Origin of the sequence: Salimicrobium jeotgali, assembly GCF_001685435.2 — a bacterium.
Lineage (GTDB): Bacteria > Bacillota > Bacilli > Bacillales > Halobacillaceae > Salimicrobium > Salimicrobium album.
On the sequence record NZ_CP011361.2, the window covers coordinates 538,937 to 564,366 of the forward strand.

At 46.8% G+C, this 25,430-nt stretch carries 24 protein-coding genes; 21 read left to right on the top strand and 3 right to left on the bottom strand.

Annotated features, from left to right (window positions below; all coding sequences use genetic code 11):
- The first annotated feature begins 28 nt into the window (after positions 1-28).
- Entirely contained in the window at positions 29-1,933 is a 1,905-nt protein-coding gene (gene asnB / locus AAV35_RS02680; protein ID WP_008590750.1) for an asparagine synthase (glutamine-hydrolyzing), read from the top strand.
- 58 nt (positions 1,934-1,991) lie between these two features.
- On the opposite strand, the gene AAV35_RS02685 is transcribed toward asnB, so the two are convergent.
- Positions 1,992-2,897 (bottom strand): LCP family glycopolymer transferase, encoded by a 906-nt coding sequence (locus tag AAV35_RS02685; RefSeq protein ID WP_008590753.1) that lies wholly within the window; start codon positions 2,895-2,897, stop codon positions 1,992-1,994.
- A 109-nt stretch (positions 2,898-3,006) separates the two neighbouring features.
- Entirely contained in the window at positions 3,007-3,747 is a 741-nt protein-coding gene (locus tag AAV35_RS02690; protein ID WP_008590755.1) for a helix-turn-helix domain-containing protein, read from the bottom strand.
- 234 nt (positions 3,748-3,981) lie between these two features.
- Here AAV35_RS02690 and AAV35_RS02695 point away from each other — a divergent pair, with 234 nt between their 5' ends.
- The 19 genes from AAV35_RS02695 (at position 3,982) to AAV35_RS02785 (ending at position 21,576) form a co-directional block, all read left to right on the top strand.
- Positions 3,982-4,839: a glycosyltransferase family 2 protein gene (locus AAV35_RS02695; RefSeq protein WP_008590757.1), complete on the top strand. Its 858-nt coding sequence runs from the start codon at positions 3,982-3,984 to the stop codon at positions 4,837-4,839.
- Positions 4,840-5,300: 461 nt separating this feature from the next.
- Entirely contained in the window at positions 5,301-5,972 is a 672-nt protein-coding gene (locus AAV35_RS02700; RefSeq protein WP_008590759.1) for a sugar transferase, read from the top strand.
- A 49-nt stretch (positions 5,973-6,021) separates the two neighbouring features.
- Complete coding sequence (locus tag AAV35_RS02705; RefSeq protein ID WP_008590761.1) at positions 6,022-7,029, top strand: EpsG family protein; 1,008 nt, start codon at positions 6,022-6,024, stop codon at positions 7,027-7,029.
- 79 nt (positions 7,030-7,108) lie between these two features.
- Positions 7,109-7,858 carry a YveK family protein gene (locus AAV35_RS02710; protein ID WP_008590763.1) on the top strand — a complete coding sequence of 250 codons (750 nt, stop codon included), beginning with the start codon at positions 7,109-7,111 and terminating at the stop codon, positions 7,856-7,858.
- Positions 7,848-8,534, top strand: a complete 687-nt coding sequence (locus AAV35_RS02715; RefSeq protein ID WP_008590765.1) for a CpsD/CapB family tyrosine-protein kinase — start codon at positions 7,848-7,850, stop codon at positions 8,532-8,534. Before AAV35_RS02710 ends, AAV35_RS02715 begins: the two co-directional genes overlap by 11 nt.
- Before the next feature lie 47 nt (positions 8,535-8,581).
- Positions 8,582-9,889 (top strand): lipopolysaccharide biosynthesis protein, encoded by a 1,308-nt coding sequence (locus AAV35_RS02720; RefSeq protein WP_008590767.1) that lies wholly within the window; start codon positions 8,582-8,584, stop codon positions 9,887-9,889.
- 94 nt (positions 9,890-9,983) lie between these two features.
- Positions 9,984-11,072 carry a UDP-glucose 4-epimerase GalE gene (gene galE / locus AAV35_RS02725; protein ID WP_008590770.1) on the top strand — a complete coding sequence of 363 codons (1,089 nt, stop codon included), beginning with the start codon at positions 9,984-9,986 and terminating at the stop codon, positions 11,070-11,072.
- A gap of 73 nt (positions 11,073-11,145) precedes the next feature.
- Positions 11,146-11,988 (top strand): glycosyltransferase, encoded by an 843-nt coding sequence (locus AAV35_RS02730; protein WP_008590772.1) that lies wholly within the window; start codon positions 11,146-11,148, stop codon positions 11,986-11,988.
- 441 nt (positions 11,989-12,429) lie between these two features.
- Positions 12,430-13,242, top strand: a complete 813-nt coding sequence (locus AAV35_RS02735; protein ID WP_008590774.1) for an amino acid ABC transporter substrate-binding protein — start codon at positions 12,430-12,432, stop codon at positions 13,240-13,242.
- A complete protein-coding gene (locus tag AAV35_RS02740; protein ID WP_169819471.1) occupies positions 13,220-13,930 on the top strand; it encodes an amino acid ABC transporter permease in 711 nt (236 codons plus the stop codon). The genes AAV35_RS02735 and AAV35_RS02740 overlap by 23 nt, the downstream gene beginning before the upstream one ends.
- A gap of 10 nt (positions 13,931-13,940) precedes the next feature.
- Positions 13,941-14,678: an amino acid ABC transporter ATP-binding protein gene (locus tag AAV35_RS02745; protein ID WP_008590777.1), complete on the top strand. Its 738-nt coding sequence runs from the start codon at positions 13,941-13,943 to the stop codon at positions 14,676-14,678.
- A gap of 327 nt (positions 14,679-15,005) precedes the next feature.
- Positions 15,006-15,707 (top strand): N-acetylmannosamine-6-phosphate 2-epimerase, encoded by a 702-nt coding sequence (locus tag AAV35_RS02750; RefSeq protein ID WP_008590779.1) that lies wholly within the window; start codon positions 15,006-15,008, stop codon positions 15,705-15,707.
- Between the two features lies 1 nt (position 15,708).
- Positions 15,709-16,578 carry an N-acetylneuraminate lyase gene (locus AAV35_RS02755; RefSeq protein WP_008590781.1) on the top strand — a complete coding sequence of 290 codons (870 nt, stop codon included), beginning with the start codon at positions 15,709-15,711 and terminating at the stop codon, positions 16,576-16,578.
- 36 nt (positions 16,579-16,614) lie between these two features.
- The gene (locus tag AAV35_RS02760) at positions 16,615-17,652 is read left to right on the top strand and encodes a sialic acid TRAP transporter substrate-binding protein SiaP (protein WP_008590782.1); all 1,038 of its coding nucleotides are present in this window, start codon (positions 16,615-16,617) and stop codon (positions 17,650-17,652) included.
- 27 nt (positions 17,653-17,679) lie between these two features.
- Positions 17,680-18,144, top strand: a complete 465-nt coding sequence (locus AAV35_RS14470; RefSeq protein ID WP_008590784.1) for a TRAP transporter small permease — start codon at positions 17,680-17,682, stop codon at positions 18,142-18,144.
- Positions 18,145-18,148: 4 nt separating this feature from the next.
- Positions 18,149-19,429 (top strand): TRAP transporter large permease, encoded by a 1,281-nt coding sequence (locus AAV35_RS02770; RefSeq protein ID WP_008590786.1) that lies wholly within the window; start codon positions 18,149-18,151, stop codon positions 19,427-19,429.
- A 48-nt stretch (positions 19,430-19,477) separates the two neighbouring features.
- Entirely contained in the window at positions 19,478-20,377 is a 900-nt protein-coding gene (locus AAV35_RS02775) for an ROK family protein (RefSeq protein ID WP_008590788.1), read from the top strand.
- Positions 20,378-20,398: 21 nt separating this feature from the next.
- Positions 20,399-21,238: a MurR/RpiR family transcriptional regulator gene (locus tag AAV35_RS02780; protein WP_008590789.1), complete on the top strand. Its 840-nt coding sequence runs from the start codon at positions 20,399-20,401 to the stop codon at positions 21,236-21,238.
- A gap of 32 nt (positions 21,239-21,270) precedes the next feature.
- Entirely contained in the window at positions 21,271-21,576 is a 306-nt protein-coding gene (locus AAV35_RS02785) for a monooxygenase (RefSeq protein WP_008590791.1), read from the top strand.
- A 261-nt stretch (positions 21,577-21,837) separates the two neighbouring features.
- Here AAV35_RS02785 and AAV35_RS02790 read toward each other — a convergent pair whose 3' ends face one another.
- On the bottom strand, positions 21,838-23,493 hold the full coding sequence (locus AAV35_RS02790; protein WP_008590793.1) for a high affinity choline transporter 1: 1,656 nt from the start codon (positions 23,491-23,493) through the stop codon (positions 21,838-21,840).
- A 457-nt stretch (positions 23,494-23,950) separates the two neighbouring features.
- Here AAV35_RS02790 and betB point away from each other — a divergent pair, with 457 nt between their 5' ends.
- Entirely contained in the window at positions 23,951-25,417 is a 1,467-nt protein-coding gene (gene betB, locus AAV35_RS02795) for a betaine-aldehyde dehydrogenase (RefSeq protein ID WP_008590794.1), read from the top strand.
- Positions 25,418-25,430 lie beyond the last annotated feature (13 nt).

Genomic DNA, 25,430 nt, shown 5'->3' on the forward strand with positions numbered 1-25,430 from the left:
TCCTGTGTTGATGGAAGGAGGTTAAACTATGTGCGGTTTTATCGGCGTCCTCAGAAACGTCCCCCGGCATATGACAGAAGAAGAGAGGGTGCTGTTCCGTAAGAAGAACGATCTTCTTACGCATCGCGGTCCTGATGAGGAAGGAATATACCATAACGACTATATATCTTTCGGGTTCCGGCGGTTGAGCATCATAGATATTGAAAACGGCCAGCAGCCGCTGAGCTACGAAAATGACAGATATTCCCTCGTATTCAACGGAGAGATCTACAACTATATTGAATTAAGGGCAGAGTTGCAGGAAAAAGGGTATACGTTCGCTACCGAGTCCGACACGGAAGTCATCGCCGCTCTGTTCGAGGCGAAGCGTGAAGACGCATTCAGCCGTCTTCGCGGCATGTTCGCCATCCTTCTCTGGGACAAGCAGGAAGAGATGATGTACGGAGCCAGAGACCCTTTCGGAATCAAACCGATGTACTACTCGGTGGAGAAAGATGGGACGTATTTCGCTTCGGAGAAGAAGTGCCTTACGTTTGATGATGAGCCGGTCGACGTGGACGAAGAAGCCTTGAGCCATTATTTAAGTTTCCAGTACGTTCCCGAACCATGGACGATGACGGCCAGCATTCGGAAAGTACCGGCCGGTCACTATTTCACTCAGAAGCCTGGCGGGACCGTGACGTTCACGCAGTACTGGCACTCCGGGTTCACCCCCGTAATCATGGAGAAAGGGAAGTGGGTCCATCGTGTCCGGGACGTCATGTATGATTCGGTGGAGAAACATATGCGGAGTGACGTTGAAGTCGGTTCTTTCCTCTCCGGCGGGATCGACTCCAGTCTGATTGTGGCCATGGCCAAAGAGCTCCATCCCGGCCTCCGCACGTTTTCGGTCGGATTTGAAAGAGAAGGATATTCCGAAGTGGATGTAGCGGCGGATACAGCGGAAAAGCTCGGCGTGGAGAACCATTCGTACATGATCTCACCGGAAGAGTACGTACAGAAACTTCCGAAAATCATGTATCACATGGATGATCCTCTTGCCGATCCTGCCTGCGTCCCTCTGTATTTCGTCGCAAGAGAAGCTCGCAGACACTCCACCGTCGTTCTCTCCGGAGAAGGGGCGGACGAGCTGTTCGGCGGCTACAACATTTACCGGGAACCTCAGTCGTTGAAGGCCTTCACAAAAATTCCCCGGCCGGTGAACTACTGGCTGAACCGCGTCGCGTCGATCATGCCTGAAGGGGTGAAAGGGAAAAGCTTCCTTGAACGCGGTACGACCCCGCTCCGCGACCGCTATATAGGGAATGCGAAAATGTTCGAGGAGAAAGAAAAACAGGAGCTGCTTCGAAACCACACCGAACCTCCGTATCAGAAAGTGACGGAAACCCTTTTTGATGCAGCGAAAGATTATGATTACGTCCATCAGATGCAGCATGTGGATATCCACACCTGGCTGCGTGGGGACATTCTGTTGAAAGCGGACCGGATGACGATGGCTCACTCGCTTGAACTGCGGGTCCCGTTTCTTGATAAGGAAGTATATGATGTAGCGAAACACATTCCGGCGGATCTGAAGATAGCGAACGGAACCACGAAGCACATTTTACGGGAAGCGGCAGAAGGCATTGTGCCGGATCACGTGCTGGACAGGAAAAAGCTCGGGTTCCCCGTGCCGATCCGTGAGTGGCTGAAGAATGAAATGTACGACTGGGCACGGACGCTTATTTCCGAAAGTGAAACCGGACGTTATTTTCATAAGGAGTACGTCCTCCAGCTCTTGGAAACGCACCGGAGCGGCAAACATGATTACAGCCGGAAGATATGGACGGTGCTCATGTTTATGCTGTGGCACCAGATTTTCATAGAGAAACGCTATCCGCTCGAAGAACTCATTTCGGAAGATAAAACAGAGAGCAAACTGACTCTTGTATAAATGACAAAGAAGCCTGACGGAGAGTTATCCGTCAGGCTTCTGTTTTGGTAAGGGCTGTTTACGAATCGGGGGTGATGAGCGATTTCGCTTTAGCGATTTCCTCGTCGGGCATCTGCATGTAGTAGATACCGTCGATGGTGACACCGCTGCCTTTCATCTGGTACGTGTCGATATTCTGACCGGACTTCCGGTAATCCTGGAATAGCATCTTCATCGTATCGAAGTCGGCGTTCGTCGTGACGTTGCCGCCGAGGACGTCCAGAATCCCCTGGATTTTGCTGACCGAGGAGAAGGAAGCGGCTTTGTCAACCACCCCTTTGATCACTTCACGCTGTCTTTCGTTACGGCCGAGGTCGCCGTTAGGATCGTTCTTTCTCATTCGTGCATATTCAAGCGCTTCGTTTCCGCTTAGATCAATCTCCCCTTCGGGAAATTCGATCCCTCCCTGAGTGAAAGCTCTGTCATTAGTGACAGTCACTCCGTTCACGGCATCCACCAGTTCGACGAGACCTTCCATGTTGATTCTTACGTAGTAGTCAAGCTCCATATCCATGAACGTCTCTACCGTATCCACAGCCATATCGACTCCCCCGAAAGCATAGGCGTGGTTGATTTTATCCATCCTCCCGCTCTCCGGTTCATTCCCGCCGAGCACCGTTCTGGTGTCTCGCGGTATGCTGATCATATTGGTCTTCTCCTTGGACGGCTGGACGGAAGCGACGAGGAGGGTATCCGATCTTCCGCGGTCGCCTTCCCGCTCATCGACGCCCATCAGCAGTATGTTGATCGTTTCTTTATCTTCGACTTTTTTCTTCGTTTCTTCATGATCGATAGAGGTGACCGGCGAATGCATATTGCTGTTCACCGTCGTTTCTGCCTGACTGTATACATATCCGGCGTACGTCCCGGCTCCGAAAAACAATAAAATAGCGACAATTGCAGTGATTTTTCCAAGTTTCTTCAAATGAAACCCTACTTTCCAAGTGTAGTGGTAGTACCGGTTCGCGATGCGAAACCATTATTCTTTATTTTAACACAAAAGTCGAAGGGCGGTGTAATTCAGGAAAGATATTTCAGAACGAATGGGCTTTCCGGTACTTGAGAGGAGTCGTCCCCATGACTTCCCTGAATTTCCTTCCGTAAGAGGTCACCGATGAGTACCCGTATTCCAGAGCCACGTTCTTGATCGAATAGTCGGTGAAGATAAGATGTTCCGTGGAAGCTTTTATCTTCTTGCGGTGGATATAGGAAGTGATCGTCTCCTGCATTTCTTTTTGGAAAATGGAAGACAGATAAGGAGAGGAGATATCGAGTTCTTCTGCTACAGTACTCAGCTGCAAATCCCGCGACTTCACTTTTGTATTGATGAACTGGATAGCCTTGGCGACATGCGAGTTCGTTATCGTGTCGAATTCCTTCACGCTCGAGGCGTACAGATCAATGATCTTGTCCGTCAGAAAACGTGCCCCCGCCTCCGCCTGCTCCGCCTTCATCTCGTCAATCGTGTGGAACAGGGAGAAGACCTGAGCCATAGACATCAGGGTGAGATGCCTGGCCTCGGACTGAAGACTTGCGGAAGCGAGAATGCTCTTCCAGAAAAACTGGATACTTTTCCACTGTTCCGGGTCCGGGTATTCCTCATAACAGAAACCGGTGGATTGGAAAACGTTATAGAGACTCTCCCGGTCGTTGTCGGCGAGAGAATGAGTGATGTTATGAACGTCTCTCGAGGTTGTGGAATGCGAGTTAAGATGATCCACAGCCCGCATAGTCTCATCCAGACGTTTCAAATAAATATGTTCAGCTGACTCCAAAGGGAATAGCCTCCTTTCTGAATTCCGTCATTATTTAAATTTATAATACACTAGTCCTAGGTAAAAGTGAAAAAAAAGGTTCTTTATAATCATACAAGCGCATTTTTTTGAATAGCTATGAAAGTGAAAAACACCTTTTGTTCTTTATAAAATAAATTTGTTTTCTTTTTAGACACCTACGTGTATACTGAACGTAATGATGAACGGAATATTATGGTCGGGAGGGGCAGCGGAATGAAAAATCATAAGTTCTCCTTAATCTTATGTACGCTCGGAAGAACGGATTTGGTAGGGAACTTTATAACGTCAATATCTTCACAGACGTATCAAAATTTGGAACTTATCATTGTCGATCAGAATGAAGATGAGAGAATCCACGAGCTGTTGAAGAGAATGGAGCCGGATTTTCCCGTTCTTCACTTGAGTTGTGAAAAAGGCCTGTCCAAATCCCGCAATGAAGGTTTGAAATATGTATCCGGGGAGATTGTAGCCTTTCCGGACGATGACTGTTTGTACCCGGAGAATTTACTGCGGAGAATCAACGATTTTTTCGACGAGAATAATTTAGATGTGCTGGCGATTAAAATGAAGAACAGCGTTCCGACAGGAAGAAAAGTACAGGAAAATACGAAGTCCCAGTTCGTTCATAAATACAATGTTATCGGTCTGATGGCCTCTATCTCCTCTTTTTATAAAAAAGAAGTTATCGATCAAGTCGGCGGGTTCGATGAAAGGCTCGGCCTCGGAGCGAATACGATATTCCAGGGCTGTGAGGATTACGATTATCCGATTCGGGCTCTTAAAGAGGGGTTTATCATTTATTACACGAATACGATAGAAGTACTGCATCCCTGGGATTATGAAATGGTTGATAAAAACAAAGGTTTGAAAGGTCGATCCTATAACGGGGGAGCGGCCGAAATGTTTCTTTTGAATAAGCATAACTATTCTCTTTTCTATCGACTGAAACGGATATTCAGGAGAATAATGGTGAGTTTGTACTATATGTTGAAGCGAAACCGGTATAAAGCAGGTCTCAGTATTGCAATTTTAAGAGGTATGATTGCTCACTTCAGGTATCGCCCGGGATAGGTAGTATAAACGTAGCATCTTTACAGAAGCAGAGCCTCCTCCGCTGGGAGAGGCTCTTTTATATAGAAGGTTTCGGGACTGTAGTCAACATCATTCTTTATAAAGAATTCAAAACAGGGAAGCACAAAAAGGTTTTGTTCTTTATAAAATATATATTTTCATTATTTTAAACAAAGGCTAGGCTTTTTGTAAACGATGTAGTATAATACTAAACAAGACCAGAAGAAAAAATAGCGAATTTCCGGATTGGAAATAAAGAGTGAAAGGAGTGGATTCAGTTTATCGTTCCTTATTAAGAACAAAGGCTGTGTTTTCCGAAAAAAGTGAGCTTCAGCGTGAGTCTTTTATTTTTTGCCGGTTTGTTCTTTATAAAGAATAAAATAACTTTAATGGAAATGCACCTTCAGCAATTGCAGGAAAGAAAGGGGCGATCTTTTAACAGGAAAAGGAGTGACTTTAATATGGAAAACTCTGTTGTTCAGAAAAAACCCGTCCCACGTCCCTCCGGAAAATCATTTCAGGGAGTCGTTAAGAGAAGTCTCGATATTATTTTAAGCCTGATCCTCCTCATGATTTTGACACCTGTGTATGTGTTCATTGCTGCTGCCATCTATATAGAGGACGGCGGTCCGGTTCTGTTCAGACAGACACGCACCGGTAAGGATGAAAAACTTTTCCGTATGTATAAATTCCGATCTATGCGAGTAGTGATGAAAGAAGAAAGGTCGGACGGAAAGATGTACAGCTGGACGAACGGTGTACCGGATGATTTCGTATTCAAAAGCTGCTCCGAATGGCATCCGGATGTCACCAGAGTGGGAAGGTTCATTCGGAAGTTCAGTCTGGACGAACTGCCTCAGCTGGTGAACGTCTTAAAAGGCGAGATGAGTATGATAGGACCAAGACCGGAAGTTCCGGAAATCACGGACTGCTACAGTCCCTCTCAGAAAAGAAGGCTGGAAGTGAAACCCGGCATCACCGGATGGGCTCAGGTAAATGGAAGAAGTGAAATAAACCACGGTCAGAAAGTACATTTCGATAACCATTACGTCGATCATCTGTCATTGAAAATGGATGTAAAAATCTTTTTTCTTACCATATTGCAAGTACTGAAAGGAAAAGGTGCTGTGTAATGAATGGCAAATGGAAGAAAAGGGTTACCGGGTTCAGGGGGAAAAGCTGATGGGAGCATTGATGGCTTTCTATGTAAATACGTTCCTGCTAGCAATCGTCAATCTGAAATTGCGCAACAGAACACTCGGTTTTTTACTGATAGCATCCCTTTTAATCTTTTCTGCTTTCCGGAAAAATATCGGTACGGATTTCGAGTCTTACTTTCTTCTTCAAAAGGCAGCAGATGTAAATCTGGCCTATGTATATTTTGAACCGTTCCACAAACTGTTGTTTTTCCTCGGTACGGTCACAGGTTATGAATACGCTTATTTCGTGCTTACTACCCTGTTCATCTTCTTCTTTCTCGTCAAAATCCTTAAAGATCATGCGAAAGTGGCACCGGAACTTACGCTCATTTTTCTGACATCGGGATTTTTCTTCTATTCGTTCAACGGTATCAGACAGTTTATGAGTATCATCGTCTTTCTGTACGCCGTGAAGTATCTGGAGAGGAACTTACTGAAGTACTTCCTGTACATCGGCCTTGCGATCACCGTACACTACAGTGCCATGATTCTGCTTATCGTACCGTTCGTATTGAAGGGTCTGAAAAAGGTACCTGATAAACTGTTTATTTTCATTATTCTTTTCTCCATAGCGTTCTCACCAGTAATTAACATAGCGATAGAGTTCATCGTCGAAAGTGTTCCTGTCCTGGAGACTTATTCCTTCTACGTTCGCGAAGATTTTGTGGAGGTAAGCGCCAAACACTTTATGGAACGGCTGGCGTGGGTGGTGCTGGCAATGTTTCTGATACTCGGCACCGGTAAAAATGTCAAAAATAATTTTTACTACCTGGTGCTGTTCGGAATCATACTTCGGCTGGTTCTGCCGCTTTCCTTATCGAGAATAGCCCTGGACTTCCTGATGGTACAGATGCTGCTTTTCCCTTATCTGCTCAGTTTGACCGGCGCTAATGTAAACCGGAGTATCAGAACTGTAGTGCTGGCGTTCTCTCTTATCCTGTTCTGTACGTACCTGTTAACCAACACTTCCCACATTTTCGGTATCAGATAGAGCTGGGGAGATAATACTGTTCCTTCGTTCTTTAAAAAGCACGTTACGACTATTCACAAAACAAAAGGGGCTGTTACTAGTGGAAAATGGTTATTCGACCATGGAACTTCTGCTTATATTGAAACGACGCTGGCTGGTTATCGCTCTCATAGTAATTCTGGGGCTCGGAGCGGGTGCTTTCGTTACGTTTTACGTAATGACTCCCCAATACAAGATGTCCTCGGAGTTCATCGTCAATCAGTCTCAGCCGGTTTCTACAGAAAGTAATTCAGTGACATCGGAGAGTATAAGATCGAATATCGAACTGATCAACACGTATAACGTCATCATTAAAAGTCCTGCCGTGCTCGACGAAGTGACTTCGTGGCTGGGTCTTGAAATGAGCGCAGAAGAACTCAAAGACAAAATATCGGTATCAAGTGCCGAAGAATCACAGGTAGTCGAAGTCACGGTAGTCGACGCAAGCCCGGAGAAAGCAGCCGAAATCGCTGATACTACGGTCCTTACTTTTAAAGATAGTATTCCTGAACTAATGAATGTAGATAACGTGCAGATTCTTTCGGAAGCTGGCCCGGCCGGGGAGGCTGTTCCGGTCAGCCCTAATATAATGCTGAACCTGCTCATAGCCCTGGCGGGGAGTGCAGCTGTCGGAAGCGGAGTCGCTTTTATCCTCGAGACGTCGGATACGACACTTCGAAAAGAAAGTGACGTAATCGAAAACCTTGGTGTACCGTTTATGGGTAGTGTCGAAGTAATTGTAGAAGAAGGAGAAGACTCCATCCCTGCTTCTAACACTGTGGAAATGAGAGGTGAGTCCATTGGTTCGTAAACAGACAGTAAATAAAAAAGGCAGTTACCTTGTTAACGGTAGACATTCTTTAGCGGCAGAGCAGTACAAAACAATCAGAACGAATCTGGAATTTGCGTCTGTAGATCGTAAACTCCGATCATTTTTCGTCACATCGCCGGGCCCGGGAGAAGGTAAATCTACAACTGCCGCCAATCTGGCTGTCGTTTTTTCGGAACAGGGAAAAAGAGTGATTCTTATTGATGCCGATATGCGTAAACCGACCCTTCATTACACGTTTTCCTCCGAAAATGTAGTTGGTCTCAGCAATTATCTTGCCGGTCAGAAAACTTCCGTCACCAATGTAATTCAGGAAACAGGAGTGAAGAATCTGGATATAATAACGAGCGGGCCGGTTCCGCCGAATCCGGCTGAGTTGCTGGGCGGAAATTCCATAAAGACTCTTATGAACGAATTGAAGAGTACTTACGACCTGATCATTTTCGACACGCCACCCGTACTTTCTGTGACTGATTCACAGTTACTGGCCCCGCATACCGAAGGGGTGGTTCTCGTAGTACGGAGCAGGAAGACGCGAAGAGAAGAAGCGAATAAAGCCAAAGAAGTACTCCTGCACTCACGGGCCAGGATCCTCGGTGCGGTACTGAACGGTAATGAAATGGAAAAAAGGAAGAAAAACTATTATTACTACGCTTAGCAATGGGAGATTCAAAAAAGAGAGCAGAACTTCTGGAAGGGATGCCTATGGAAAATATATTAGTGAAAATTTCACAGAAAACATTTGTCAGAAACGTAGTGATCGTAGCTTCCGGTACCGCCTCTGCGCAGGTAATTATGGTAGTGAGTTCTCAGTTTTTAACGAGAATATATGGACCTGAGGCTTTCGGCATGTTTGGAGTCTACTCTTCGATCATCGCCATCCTGGCTCCCGCAGTCGCCCTGACTTATCCTATTGCCATCGTATTACCGAAGTCGAAAGAGACAGCGATGAACCTGATGCGGCTTTCTTTTTACGTCACGCTACTGGTGGCGTTGCTGACGGCGGTGGTGCTGTTCTTGTTCAATGACCTCATAGCATCAGTGTTCCATTTACAGGAAGTCGCCGCTTTTCTTTACTTTCTTCCATTCGTCATTTTCTTTTCAGGATGTCTGCAAATCATAGAGAACTGGCTCATTCGTAACAATCAGTATAAAGTTACGGCTCGTTCCATTATGGGTCAAACGACCATCGTTCAGGCAGGCATGGTCGGAATCGGTTTTTTCAACCCAATGGCAGCCGTACTGATTCTGTTCACTTCGATGAACCAGGTGTTGCGATCTTTTCTTATGGTAACCGGTGCCGGTTACTTTCGACTCGGAAAACTCACGGCTTTTTTGAAACAGACGAATACGCAGGAGATGAAGAGGTTAGCGAAAAAATATTATGACTTCCCGGTTTATCGGACCCCTGAACTTTTGCTGAATGGATTCTCTCAGGGGTTCCCGGTTCTGATGCTGAGCAGTTTCTTCTCTCCTGCAGCCGCAGGGTTTTACGCCATAGGCAGAATCGCTCTCGATATGCCGACTCATTTGATTGGGAAATCCGTCTCAGATGTTTTTTATCCCCGGATTACAAAGGGAGCGAATAACTTTGAAAAGATCACTCCCATACTGATGAAGGCGACAGCGGTGATGACTGTCATAGGTCTCCTCCCGTTTGGCCTCGTCATCCTGATTGGCCCGTGGTTATTCGAACTGGTCTTCGGAGAAGGATGGGCGATGGCGGGGGAATACGCCGTGTGGATTGCAGTGTGGGGGTGGACAAGATTTTTGCAGGGACCAAGTACCAGTACTCTGCCGGTTTTGTCGGCGCAGGGATTCCATCTCGTCTTCACGATCTGTTCCTTAAGTGTCCGGGTTTCAACGATGTTTGCCGGATACTGGATTTTCGGTGATGACCTTATAGCCGTGGCGTGTTTTTGTCTGGGAGGTGCGGTAATGAACATACTTCTTGTGCTCATTACGTGGAAACGAACTCGCAGATTTGATACGGAGCGAAGTAGTTTGATGTAAGAAGGAGGAATTATACACTTTCGTTCGTTATATAGAATTAATTTTCTTTGTTGCCTGGAGGAATCGCAGACTTAAATAAAGGAGGACATTGAAAATGAAAAAGAATGCTCGTAACTCAAAAGATACGGTTCTGGTTACGGGAGGAGCGGGGTATCTCGGCTCCCATACGAGTGTCGCCCTGCTTGAAGCCGGTTATAACGTCGTCGTCGCTGACAACCTCATTAACGGATACGAGGAGAATGTAAAAAAAGTGGAGGAAATTACCGGAGCGTCCGTCACCTTCTATCGGGCGGACGTAACAGATGAACAGGCATTACAAAAGATATTTGCGGAACATTCGTTCGATGCGGTCATGCACTTCGCCGGACTGAAATCTGTTAAAGAATCCTTCGCGAGAGCGCTGGACTATTACCACACGAACGTCAGCGGAACTGCAACGCTGGCGAAAGTCTGTAACGCTTTCGGAGTAAAAAAATTCATCTTCAGCTCATCCGCTACAGTTTATGGAGAGAACCAGGTTCCGTTTACGGAGCACATGCCGCTGAAGCCGACCATCAACCCGTACGGAGAAACGAAAAGTATGTGCGAACGCGTACTGCAGGATTTTTCATTGATGAATCCTGAGTTTTCCATAGCCATTCTTCGCTATTTCAACCCTGTCGGTGCTCATGCAAGCGGGAAGATAGGTGAAAACCCGCGTGGTATCCCTGATAATATCATGCCCTACATTACCCAGGTTGCGACCGGGAAACTTGAGAGGCTCCATATATTCGGGAACGATTACGAGACACCGGACGGAACGTGTATAAGAGATTTCGTCCACGTCATGGATATTGCCGAAGGACACGTGAAGACGATGGAACATCTGGACGGCGGGGCAGTCGTTTACAACCTCGGAACCGGAAAAGGGACGAGTGTGAAGGAACTGATTTATACATTCCAGCAGGAGAACAACGTCCGTGTGCCGCATGAATTTGCAGCACGAAGAGAAGGGGACATAGAAATCTGTTATGCAGACACCGGAAAAGTCAACAGGGAAATCGGCTGGCGGGCGGCACGCACGGTAGCGGACATGTGCAGGGACGCATGGCAATACGAACTCGCTCTCATGAAAGAAAAGGCGACGCTGCTTGAAGCCTCGAGAGGGGGAGGGACTTTTATCGATATGGAAAAGAAAGTCTGATCTGCGGTCATGATTGACAGTCTTCGGAAGATCTCGAACATCGGATCGATTACTGAAAAGGGGCGGTGGGACAATGAAATTCTCTGTATTGATTTCCGTATATGATAAGGAAACTCCCCGATTTTTCAAAGAAGCGTTGGAGAGTGTAGTCGAACAGACTAGGAAGCCGGACGAAATCGTAGTAGTAAAAGACGGAAGACTTACTGATGGGCTGGAAGAAGTGCTTCGAACATTCGAGCGGGAGAATGAGCCGTTAGTGAAAATCGTGCCACTCGAGGAGAACGTGGGGCTCGGGGAAGCTCTCCGGACAGGGATATGGCACTGTTCCCATCCTGTCATCGCCCGCATGGACAGTGATGATATAAGTCTTCCTCACCGGTTTGAAACGCAGATCGATTATTTGAAAACGCACGTAGATGTGGACCTTGTAGGAGGATGGATTTCCGAGTTTGATGAAAACGACTCCAGGAGGCATACGAGAACCGTACCCACGGGACATGAAACGATTAAGAGACGGGCCAGATACCGGAACCCGCTGAATCACGTATCCGTCATGTTCCGAAAGCAGGCAGTGCTGAAGAGCGGAAATTACCAGACGTGCCTGTGGAATGAAGATTACTATCTCTGGATCCGCATGCTGAGCAGAGGATGCAGAATAGAGAATATTCCGGAAGTCCTCCTGGATGTAAGGACCGGGAAAGGGATGTACCAGCGCAGGGGTGGAAGAAACTATATAATGAATGAAGTGAAATTTCAAAGAATAATACTGGAATCGGGATTCATCTCTCGTTCGGAATTTGTGTTCAACGTATCGAGCCGCACATTCGTAAGAGTGCTTCCGAACGACGTACGTTCTCTGATATATACCCGGATGCTGAGGAAAAAGCCGGTTGTGCCTCAGGCTGCCGGAGAATAGAGCTTGAAAGCTGCGGTCCCTGAGTGGACGGCAGTTTTTTTATGTGGTCGTCCCCCGAATCCTGACGTTTGGGGGAGAAAATGCAGTGTGAAGGTCACGAAAAGGCTGAAATCCTTCCCTTCGGAGGAGGAATTGTCTGTTGAAGGTAACGATTCGGAGTTAATCGTTACCTTCAGATCTTTTTGAGAACGGTGAAGGTCACGAAAGAGACTTGATTGAGAAAGTGAACACGTGTTTCAGTGTTTTTTTCATTCAATTAGCAGTAAACAACAAAAAGCCCTGAAAAAATGAGCGATTCACTTAAAATAATTTTAATAATTTTAATATTCGAATATATTCCAATACTTTCTTGAAGAACGTTTAGTTGTTGACGAAAAGCATCTCCTTTTGTATCCTTATTAAACATACCATTTTACTAAGGATTAGAAGGAGCTGGACTATATGAAGAAAGTTTTCGGTTTTATATTTATTATTATTTTCATGGTGATCCTCAGCGCATGCGGATCAAATGGAGAAAGTGAGACCTCTTCCGATGAACAGAGCGGAAGCGTGTGGGAAAGCATTCAGGAAGAAGGGGTACTTACGGTTGGTACGGAAGGGACGTATGCTCCATATACTTTCCACAACGAGGAAGATAAACTTACCGGGTATGATGTGGAAGTTGCGAAAGAAATAGGGAACAGGCTCGGGGTCGAAGTGAATTTCGAGGAAACGAAATGGGACTCCATGTTTGCAGGACTTAACAATGAGCGTTTTGATATGATTGCCAACCAGGTCGGCATCAAACCGGACAGGGAGGAGAAGTATGCATTTTCCGAACCCTACACGTATACCTCTGCTGTCCTCGTAACTCAGGAGGACAATGAGGATATCCAGAGCTTCGAGGATCTGGAAGGTGCGACTTCCGCTCAGTCTCTGACGAGTAATTACGCGTCCATTGCCGAGAAACACGGAGCGGAAATCGAAAGTGTCGAAGGGTTTAACCCTGCGATGGAGCTTCTGGCAAATGGCCGGGCAGACGCGACTGTGAACGACCGTTTATCCGTGCTGGATTTCCTGAATACGAGAGGAGATAAGACCGGGGTGAAAATTGCGGATCGCAAGGATGATGCTTCTGAAACAGCGATGATGTTCCGCCAGGGAAATGAAGAATTGGTGGAAGCTGTGAACGGAGCTCTTGAAGAAATGAAAGAAGACGGTACGCTTAAAGAAATCTCCAATGAATGGTTCGATGAAGATGTATCTGTTCAGTAGTATTCTCTGGATGAGCTCGGAGAATATAGAAATACTGAAAGAGTCGTTCCTGCCGCTAATGCGGGGAGTACTTACGTATACGATTCCTCTCTCCCTGCTGTCGTTTTTTATAGGATTGGTTCTTGCGATTGTTACAGCGCTTAGCCGTTTGTCAGGTATAGCTTTACTGTCGGGAGCGGCGCGGGTGTATGTCTCCATCATCCGCGGAACGCCGCTTCTCGTTCAGTTATTCATCGTCTATTTCGGTCTCGGTAATCTCGGAGTGGAATTCTTGAAATTCGAACCGTTTACCGGTGCCCTGATCGCTTTTTCCCTGAACACGGGTGCTTACGCTTCCGAAACGATACGGGCATCGATTCTTTCCGTGAATAAGGGGCAGTGGGAAGCGGCCTCGTCCATCGGAATGTCCTACATGCAGTCGCTCAGGCGGGTGATTCTGCCGCAGGCGGCCCGCGTTTCGATTCCGCCGCTTTCTAATTCGTTCATCGGTCTTGTGAAAGAGACGTCACTCGCTTCGACGATTCTCGTGAGTGAGATGTTCCGGAAAGCTCAGGAGATCGTCGCGACTACTTACACGCCGCTTCTGCTATATATCGAGGCGGCAGCTATTTACTGGGCGATCTGTTTCGTCCTGTCCCTTATCCAGGGAGGAATCGAAAATAAAATGAACCGTTATGTGAATACGTGAGGAGATTTGTATGATTACAGCAACAAATATATCAAAACGTTTCGGAGACTTAGAAGTACTGAAACAAATAAATATGGAAGTGGATACAGGGAAGGTTATCGTCATCATCGGGCCGTCCGGTTCCGGAAAAACGACCCTCCTGCGGTGCCTGAATCTGCTGGAACAGCCGGAGTCCGGAAGTCTTACCATAGATACGCAGACGATAGACTTCCGCGACAAAATTTCAAAACATAATATCCGTAACTTCCGCAGGCTGTCGGGGATGGTTTTTCAGACGTATAATCTTTTCCCTCATTTCACTGCCATCGAAAATGTGATGGAAGGGCCCGTAATTGTCCAGAAAGTGAAAAAAACGGAAGCGAGACAGAAAGCGGAAGGGATTTTGGCTAAGGTTGGGCTGAAAGAGAAAGCAGATACGTACCCGTACCAGTTATCCGGAGGTCAGCAGCAGCGTGTCGGGATTGCAAGGGCAATGGCCATCGATCCGAAAGTGATGCTTTTCGATGAGCCTACCTCCGCTCTTGACCCCGAGCTCATAGGAGAAGTGCTGCAAGTCATGAAGCAGCTGGCAGAAGAAGGACGTACGATGGTCGTCGTCACCCACGAAATGAATTTTGCGAAAGAAGTGGCGGATGAAGTTATTTTTATGGATGAAGGGGCGGTCGTGGAGAGAGGGACCCCCTTTGAAGTGTTCGAACAGCCGAAAGAGGAGCGGACGAAACGGTTTCTCAATCTGCTGAAAGAGTAACGGGAAGAGTCGTGATCTCCTGTTTCGGGAATAAATGTTTGGATTAAGATTGCAAGGAAGCGGACAGCACCGTTTCCGTTGCAATCTTTTTTTGTTATCGTGCCCTTCAGCCTCGTTCGAATACTTCCAACGTCACGAAAAGCTCTTCATATCAAGAATTTCAAAACTATCAAAAAAGACTGTTAATTGATAATTTATTATCATTTTATAAAAAATAATGATGATTATTATTTGTCATTTTTTATTATTTTATTGACAGTTATATTTCACTGTATTATTCTTGATTCATGAAAACGCTTTATAATAATAGTCTGCGAGGGGAACTTTATGGAAGTATTGGATAACTTGAAAGGTCATCTGATCGTTTCATGTCAGGCTCTGGAAGAGGAACCGCTTCACGGATCCGAAACGATGGGTAAGATGGCGAAAGCAGCAGGAGAAGGTGGCGCCCGGGGTATTCGGGCTAACGGAGTTGAAGACATCAAGGCTATCAAAAAGGAGGTGGACCTTCCTTTAATAGGTATCATTAAGAGAGTGATCGGCGAAAGTGAAGTTTTTATCACTCCTACTTTTGAAGAAATAGAAAAGCTCATCAGGGAAGGTTGCGACATTATAGCTTTCGATGCTACAGATCGCCTGCGTCCGGACGGTAAAAGTTTTAAGGAATTCTTCACATTGATTAAAGAAAGTTTTCCTGAACAACTGTTTATGGCGGATGTTTCTACGGTGGAGGAAGGTTTGCAGGCCGAAAAAATGGGAGTAGATCTTATTGCCACGACGCTGGTAGGCTACACGTCTTACACGAAAGGGCAAGAGCCCCTCGATGTATTAAAAGGACTGACAGCTAAAGCTTCAATACCGGTGATTGCCGAAGGAAATTACGATACGGAAGATAAGGCACGCCGTGCAGTAGAAGCAGGGGCGCATGCAGTAGTTGTAGGGAGCGCTATTACCAGACCGCAACTGATAACGAAAAAATTCACGGAAGCTTTAGAGAAAGAACAAGTAACAAAGCAGGAGGGGAAGTAAGATGAAAGGTATTTTTACAGCTCTAATTAATTCCTTTGATGAAAAAGGAAACATTAATGAACAGGGATTGAGGGAAATCGTCCGTTACAATATCGACGTATCCCAAGTGGACGGTTTGTACGTAAATGGCAGTACCGGAGAAAACTTTATGCTTTCAGCGGAAGAAAAGAAAAAAGTATTCAAAATCGTCAAAGACGAAGCGGGAGATGAAGTGGACCTTATCGCTCAGGTCGGCGCTTTGAATATTTTCGAAGCGAAGGACCTGGCCGCTTACGTCACGGATCTCGGATACGATGCCCTTTCTGCCGTTACTCCTTTTTATTACAAGTTCGATTTTGAAGAAATCAAGGATTACTATAATTCTATACTTGAAGATGTCGATAATCAGATGCTTATCTATTCCATACCTGCCCTGACAGGCGTGAATATGGATCTGAAACAGTTCGGGGAGCTTTTTGAAAACGAAAAGATCACAGGCGTGAAGTTTACAGCCCCCGACTTCTTCCTTTTGGAACGTCTGAGACACGCCTACCCTGAAAAACTGATTTTCTCAGGGTTCGACGAAATGCTTCTGCCTGCAAGCGTTTACGGAATTGACGGAGCAATCGGAAGTACCTTCAACGTAAACGGGAAGAGAGCGAAAGGAATATTGAAAGCGGTTCATGAAGGAGATTTAGGTGAAGCACGGAAGCTTCAAAAAGAATCGAATGATCTGATTACGGCCATATTGGATAACGGCCTTTACCAGACGATAAAAGAGCTTCTGAAAGTTAAAGGGGTAGACGCCGGCTACTGCCGTAAACCGATGAAGAAACCGGGAGATGAGCAGATAGAAAGTGCAAAAGAGATCGGCCGTACACTCTTGGATTGAACAGAGGAATCAACTAATTAAAATGGAGGGGTTCATATGTTGAAAAAATTGTTTATGTTGAGTGCTATTCTGCTGTTGGCCGGTTTTCTCGCTGCCTGTTCAGGCGACGGGGGAGGAGAAAGTGAAGCTTCTTCCGATGGAGGATCAGGTGACGGAGAAACGAAAGAACTGAAGTTCGGTATGGTAGCTGGTACGGCTCAGAACGAATATAAAGCCGGAGAAACTTTGAAAAAGTATGTGGAAGAAGAGAGTGGCGGGGATTTATCAGTGAAACTGTATCCGGATTCCCAACTCGGAGACGACCGTGCCATGCTCGAACAGGTTCGTGAAGACAGTCTCGACATTACATTAGCTGAAACCGGCCGTTTCGGTATCTGGGTGCCGCGTGCAGAACTGATGGGACTCCCTTACATCGTGGACGATTTCGATCACCTTAAAAAAGCTGTCTATGAAACCGAGTACGGAAAAGGAATCCATGAAGAACTGAAATCCGAGCATAACTGGAGAGTCGCAGGTACTGCCTATAACGGGACGCGTCAAACAACCTCGAATTCAGCGATTAAGTCTCTCGAAGACATGGAAGGTATGAAGCTGAGAGTTCCGGAAGCCGATACCCTTCTCGACTATGCGGAATATACGGGTGCAGCACCGACTCCTATGGCTTTTACCGAAGTGTACATGGCTCTTCAGACCGGTTCGGTTGATGGACAGGAGAATCCGCTCTCTACGATTGACGCACAGAAATTCTATGAAGTCCAGGATTACCTGGCGATGACGAACCACGTCGTTAACGACGCCAACTATGTAGTGAGCCAGAATACGTGGGAATCCCTCTCCGAAGAGAACCAGAAGATTTTGCAGGAAGGGATTGATAAAGCAGTAGAAGAACATACGAAACTGTTCAAAGAAGAAGAGAAGAATCTGATTTCCAAGTTCAAGGAAGAAGGAATGACTGTAACAGAACCGGATCTGAAACCTTTCCGCGAGGCTGTTTCCGAAGTTTATCCTGAATACCTCGAAGATATCGAAGGGGATGGAGAAGCCTATCTTCAACAGATCAAGGAAGCTAAATAAGTCTTTTACGTATAGGAGTATCAGTCTATGAAAAAGTTTTTCAGGAATTTTGAGGAGATTATCGGCGGATCTCTGTTCATCGTCATTTTTGTGGTGCTGATCGTCCAAATTTTCTCCAGACAGGTTTTAGACAGCCCTAATACGTGGTCCGAGCAGTTGGCGAGGTTCCTGTTTGTTTATGTCGGTTACCTCGCCGTCTCCTCTGAAATCAAAAACGAGGGTCACGTGCGTATCGAGTATTTTTTCGACAAGCTGCCCGAAAAAGTACGCGTTGCCCTCCACTACTTCTTTCAGATTATAATGGGAGTCATCCTCATCGTAATGGGATATATCGGTTATGAGATGGCAATGAGGAAACTGCCGGTGGAGATTGTTTCACTGAACATTTCCTACTTCTATATGTATATGGCTCTTCCTGTGCTTTCTGTTCTCATGCTTTACCGTCTGGTGGAAGCGAACATAAGAAGAATCAAAGACGGCAGGGGGGTATAAGAAGATGGACGTGTTCATAGTATTATTAGTCTGGATTGTACTGCTGCTGCTTGGAATGCCGGTAGGGTTCACACTGTTGTCGGCAGCGTTCCTTTACTTCATATCGAATGACTGGAACCTTGTCTTCTTTTCCGGAGCCAAACTGGTGGACAGTCTCGATACCTTTTCTTTGCTTGCTGTTCCGTTTTTCATCCTGACCGGAACCCTTATGAATTCCTCCGGTATTACGGAGAGGATTTTCAGTTTTGCGAAGTCACTTGTCGGTCATTTCACCGGGGGGCTCGGTCATGTAAACATTATGGCCAGCCTTATGTTTTCCGGGATGTCCGGCTCGGCGTTGGCGGACGCCGGGGGACTTGGACAGCTTGAAATCAAATCGATGCGTGACGGCAAATATGATGACGATTATGCGGGAGGGCTTACTGCAGCTTCTGCGATTATCGGTCCTATCATACCGCCGAGTATCCCCTTGATTATTTACGGAGTTGTTTCGGATCAGTCGATTGCCAAGCTGTTTCTCGCCGGTGTCGTACCAGGTATCATTATGGCAGGCAGTCTGATGGTAGTCGCTTATACATTCGCTAAAAAGCGTGGTTTTCCGAAAGAAGAGAAATCAACTTTCAAAGAACGTGGTATTCACTTCAAGAAAGCTTTCTCTGCTCTGCTGACTCCTGTAATCATCATCGGAGGAATATTTTCCGGATTATTTACGGCAACGGAGGCCGCTGTAGTAGCTACGGTCTACGCAATGATTCTCGGTTTCTTCTTCTATAAAGAATTGACGCTGAAGAAATTCTTCCAGAACGTCGTGGATTCACTGAAGTTGACTGGAGTAGCCGTACTTATGATTGTAGCGGTCGAATTTTTTGGTCAGATGATCGCTCATGAGCAGGTAGCTATGAATATTGCCGACTTTTTCCTCAATGTGACGGATAACCCTGTTATTCTGTTACTATTGATAAACGTACTGCTGATTTTTCTCGGGACTTTCATCGAATCACTTGCGCTGCTCATCCTTCTGATACCGATTCTTGTGCCAGTCGTGATGACGGCCGGTGTGGACCCGGTTCATTTCGGTATCATCGTGATATTGAACCTGATGATCGGTATTCTTACACCGCCTATGGGCATGGCGCTGTTCGTCGTTTCCAGAGCAGGAAACATACCGATACACACGATTACGAAAGGCGTACTGCCTTTCTGGATACCTCTGTTCCTGACGCTATTGCTGATCACTCTGTTTCCACAGTTAGTGATGTTTTTACCAAATGTATTAAGCCCATAGAGGAAAAGCCTGTAAAGGTTTTTCCTCTTATTTTCTAGGAGGGGTACAATGAAGATAGCAGCCTTTGATATTGGTGGCACGAATATAAAGTGGGGAATTGTTACAGATGGAGGGGAAATTGTCGATAAAGGGTCGTTTCCTTCCCGGGTGCAGGATGGGGCGGATCAGTTGATAGAAAATGTTCAGCATAAAAGCAGACAACTTAAGGAAGAATATTCTGTGAGCGGTATAGCTATCAGCACAGCGGGACAGGTAAACAGTGATAAAGGAGAAATCGTCCATGCCACGGGTAATATCCCGGGATATACCGGGATGAAAGTTGCTGCACGTATCGAGAGTGCAGTCGGACTCCCCGTCCGCGTTGAAAATGACGTTAACTGTACGGCACTTGGGGAAGCCTGGAGGGGAAACGCCAGAGGGGTTAAGAACTTCTTCTGTGTAACGCTTGGAACCGGTATTGGCGGAGCTCTCGTTATGGAAAATAATCTTGTGCCCGGGGCCAGCTGGTGTGCCGGGGAGATGGGGCACATGCCGCTCTATCCTGGTGGTCTGACCTGTACGTGCGGCAACCGGGGATGTCTGGAACAATACGCTTCTGCCAGCGCCCTAGAGAGACAGGTCGAAATACAGAAAGGCCGATTTGTTTCGCTGCCTGAATTCTTTGAGGAGGTACGTAACGGAGTGGCAGAGTCGGTCCGGATTTTTGAGACGTGGGTCGATCATTTGGCATGCGGCCTGCAGAGTATTGTACATTTGCTCAACCCGTCTGTTCTGATTATCGGAGGAGGTATATCGGCACAGGGTTCTCTTTTAACGGATGCGATCACTGAATCTCTCAGCGGAAAAGTGATGCCGAACCACTTTTCTGCGTTACATGTACGGATAGCGGGTAAAGGAAATGAAGCGAACCTGTTAGGGGCTGTAAGCCATTACCTTGATAATCAGTAAGTGGATGGAGGAGGGGTTTTTGTGGAAAAACTGCAACGAATTACGACGAAACCTTCGATTGTCATGGAACAGAATAAACATACCTTCACGAAATCGGAGCATAAAATATATGACTACATTTTGAAAAAAGAGGAAAACGTGCTATATCACTCGCTTACTGAAATTTCTGAGGCCGGCGGGGTTGCCGAAGCCACGGTTCTTCGTTTTTTCCGTAAGCTAGGATATAAAGGCTTTCAGGATTTTAAATTTGCTTACGCTCAGGAATTTTCAGGGCAGAAGGAACATTCGGAGGAAGAAACGTACGTGGAGAAAATTAAAAATAATATGGTCCAGGCTGTAGAAGACTCTTATGAAATCGTGGATATGGAAACTTTGGATAATTGCGTAGAATTATTGCACAGTCATGAAGACGTAGTAATATTCGGTGTTGGTTCATCAGGGATAGCTGCTGAAGATATGCAGACCAGACTGATGAGAGTAGGGAAGCACGTAAACGTAGTTACAGATCCTCATTTTCAAATTATGCGTGCGTCCTCCATGACCGAAAATACTCTGGTGGTCGCAATCAGCCTGACCGGAAGCACGAAGGACATTGTCGACAGCGTAGCCGTGGCGAAGGAGAAAGGAGCGACTATCGTAGCGCTCACCAATTATGTGAAGTCTCCGCTTACAAAGTACGCAGACCAGGTTCTTTTATCTTCCTCGAAAGAAAGTCCGCTCGACAGTGGTTCTCTCGTTTCGAAGATGGCTCAATTGTTCCTAATTGACCTGCTCTGCACAGGTTTCACTCTTCATAACTATGAAGATGCTGAAAAAGTGAAGCTTAGCATAACGAAGAATACGGCCCGGAAGCTGTATTGAAAAATAAGAGTTTTTGAAAGAAGTGCGTACGTATGACTTATATTCTCCAGATGGATTTTGACATGGACGGTCCGTTCGGCGAGGAGATGGCCGAAGGTTTTGCCGGGACGGCCGAGAGTATTAATGAAGAAAAAGGATTTCTGTGGAAGGTATGGACCGAGAACCCGGATACAAAGGAAGCCGTAGGCATTTATGCTTTTGAGACGAAAGAAGCAGCGGAGAAGTACCTGGAAAAGCATTCCGCAAGGCTTGAGGAATTCGGTGTTACCAGCATCCGGTCGAAACTGTTCCGGATGAATGAAACACTCACGAAGATCAACTATGGAACTGCAGAATAATTCTTAACGATTGCAACGAGGCCGGCATGACCGGTTTCCGTTGCAATTTTTTTATTTTCGTGACGTTCGGGACCTTTTTGTGCCGGTGAACGGCACGCAAATGACCGAATCGTTCCCTTCAGGAGACAATCGAGTGCCCGAAAGTAAGGATTACCGGTAAATCGTTACCTTCAGAGCGCTAAAGAAGTTCCCAAGGTCACGAAACGCCCGTTCATCCCTGCAAAAAACAGGCAGCTCCCTCGAAGGAACTGCCTGTTTTCATTATTCTTCCGCCATTTCCGTTTTCAGCTTGCGAAGCGGCTGAGGCGGGCATGATTTCTGAGTAAGACGGGAGACGATGATGATCGTCAGTAACCCGGCGACCATAGCGAGCGTCCGGAACGGGAAGAGGACGACCCCGTCTTCCACCATCGGATAAGGAAGGAAAGCCGGGAGTCCGAGCGCCGGTTCCCCGCCCCCGATACGGAGGAAGAACGATACACCGAATCCGGCGAGCGCGCCGTACGTGTTCGCTTTTTTATCAAAAAGTGCTGTCGTGAGCTGCGGGAAAAGTACGCAGTAGACGAGATCGGCACACAGATACCAGAGCGTGTACACGCTGTCGATGTTGAGGGCGACCATTGTCGCTGCCAGGCCGATCAATATGATAGAGATACGGATAGCACGTTTAATGTCTTTTCCTTCGGCTTTCGGTTTAATCAGTGGACGGTAAATATTCCACGCTGCCATGGAAGAAGCAGATAGAATAGATGAGTCCATGGAGGACATGACGGCAGCCGCCACGGCACCGAGAGCCACAATAGCTACGAGATAAGGAGCCATATAGTTGATGACGTAGGCGAGAATATCGGAAGAAGCAGCCGGTCCTTCAATACCGTAGCTTGCCCAGTCGGCCGAGAATCCTGCTACACCAAGCATAATAGCCGGTACTGCAAGGATAATGCAGAATACACCTGCCGCAATGGATAACCACATGGCGGTGTTTTCATTTTTCGATGAAAGTACTCTCTGGAAATAGACCTGCCACGGAATACCTCCAAAAATGAGAAGAAGGGCGGAGTCCCACCAGTAGAAGTACTGGTTTCCCCAGTCCGGATGATTCCAGCCGTCGAGAGGTGGAATCAGGTTCGTAAATCCGGCCATACCTTCTTTATAAGCTCCCCATGCCTGACCGAGTCCGCCTACTTCTGCAAGAGCGAAAGGCACGACGAGGAACATACCGACGATAATCATGATGATTTGCGCTACGTCGGTGAGCGCGACCGACCACATACCGCCGACGAACGTGTAGGCTACTGCAATGAGAGCCGAAACGATAATGGAAGTCGTGAAGTCTATACCAAGAATCAGTCCGAACGTGGATCCTAACGCTACCAGAATCGCAGCACTCCAGAAAAGTTCTCCAAGCAGTGCAGGCAGGTAAAGGACACCGGTCACTTTTTTACCGAAACGGACTTCGAGCGGATCGAGCATGGTCGTGAATTCATATCTTCTCATTTTTCGGGCGTAAAAAACCCCGCCTATAATCAGACTCAGGCCGAAACCCCACGGAGCCTGGACCCAGACGATACCGGAGGCGAATGTCGACTCAGCCGTACCGGCGATGTAACCGCCGCCGACCCAGGTGGCCGTCATCGTGAACATGGCGATCCATAACGGCATCGCCCGACCGGCGACCATCATATCTTTGGCACTGTCTGATTTTTTCCCGGCCGTAATGGAGCCTATGTAGAAGATGATAGCGTACGCGATGAACATGAAAATGAGGGCGCCCCAGTTGACGTTGTTCCCCGTAAAACCTACATAGACGGCTACTCCGAGAAGCAGCCCCAGAAATCCGAACGTTCCTGCTTTTTCATAATTCTTATTTTTCTTATCCTGCTTCCCTTCTGGTGTTTCAGATGGTTGCGGTTGCACGAAACCACTCCTTTTCGAGTATTTATTATGTGTAGTGTGTACATTTCCGGATGTAAAGCTTACGACGGTACCGTGTCGCTTAATTAATTTAAAACGTTTAATAATTATTAAACAATCAACATGTATTACTGTAACGTACAATAAAATAATGTCAACTCCGCTTCGGAGACAAATACGGGCTGGCAGCTTCAAAGACAGGGGGTAGAGGGAATTTCAACAAAATCCTTCTCCGTGTATAGGACATGGAAGGCTTTACATAGGAAATGGGAAAAGTTCAGGGTCCCTGAAATCGTTCCTTTCATTAAAGGCTCTGAAAAGACTCTGAATTTCCTTTCTCCAATAAGAAAAGTTTAGCGGGCTCCGGTTTACAACTAAAAAATCATGTGCTAGCATGAAAATTGTTAAAAACGTTTAAAAATAATTAAATAAAATAAACGTTAAAAAGGAGGCGCGGAAAATGAAACAAATGTATATTAACGGAAACTGGGTGGACGCCCGTTCCGGAAATAAGAGAGAAATCATCAATCCTTACAATCAGGAAGTGATCGCCGAAGCAGCAGACGGGAACGAAGAAGATGCCAAAATAGCGATCGCTGCAGCACGCGAGGCTTTCGATAATGGGGAGTGGGCATCGACTCCTGCAGCAGCCAGAGGAGAAAAGGTGCTGCGTATAGCGGAACTGATTGAACGGGACAGAGAAGAACTTGCCAGGATGGAAACTCTTGATACCGGCAAGACAGTAGAAGAAAGCCGGGAGGACATGGACGATATAGCCGGAGTCTTCAGGTATTTCGGCGGTCTTGCCGACAAGGACGGCGGAGAGATGATCGAGTCTCCGATTCCGGACAGTCAGAGCAGAATCGTCCGGGAACCGGTCGGAGTGTGCGGGCAGATCACCCCGTGGAACTATCCGCTCCTTCAGGCTTCGTGGAAAATCGCTCCCGCTCTTGCAGCCGGAAACACAATCGTAATGAAGCCGAGTGAAATAACTCCACTCACAACTGTCAAAGTGACGGAGCTGATGGAAGAATCCGGGTTCCCGGCTGGTGCCGTCAACCTGGTGCTCGGCGACGGGGCTACGGTCGGAAATGAACTGGCAGAAAGCGACAGCGTCGATTTGATTTCCTTTACCGGCGGTATCGAAACCGGGAAGAAAGTGATGCAGAAGGCGAGCGGTAACATGAAGAAAATCGCTCTTGAACTCGGTGGTAAAAACCCGAACGTTGTGTTCGCCGACGCTGATTTCGAGACAGCTGTCGACCAGGCACTGAACGCCGCGTTTTTCCACGCCGGTCAGGTCTGTTCAGCAGGAGCGCGTCTTATTGTGGAGGATTCGATCCATGATGAGTTCGTTAAGGAACTGGCAGACAGAGCAGGACGCATCAAGCTCGGTGACGGTTTCGAAGACGATACACAGTCAGGACCTCTTATTTCCGCAGAACATCGCGGAAAAGTGGAAAGCTACGTGGAAATCGGTAAACAGGAAGGTGCGAAGATTGTTACCGGCGGAGCACGGCCGGAAAAGGAAGAGCTTCAGAACGGCTTCTTCTACCTTCCGACGATTTTTACGGAATGCACATCTGATATGAGAATCGTGCAGGAAGAAATCTTCGGACCGGTACTTACGGTGGAGCGTTTCCACTCCGAGGAAGAAGCAGTGACTCTTGCGAACGACTCCATTTACGGACTGGCAGGAGCCGTTTTCACTACAGACATCGATAAGGCGGAACGTGCAGCTGCCAAAATGCGCATGGGAACAGTGTGGATCAATGATTTCCATCCGTACTTTGCTCAGGCGCCATGGGGCGGTTACAAACAGTCCGGTATCGGCCGTGAACTCGGAAAACCGGGACTTGAAGAATATACAGAAACGAAACATATATACAGAAACTTGAAACCTGAACCGATCCACTGGTTCAAATAACAGGGAGGTCATC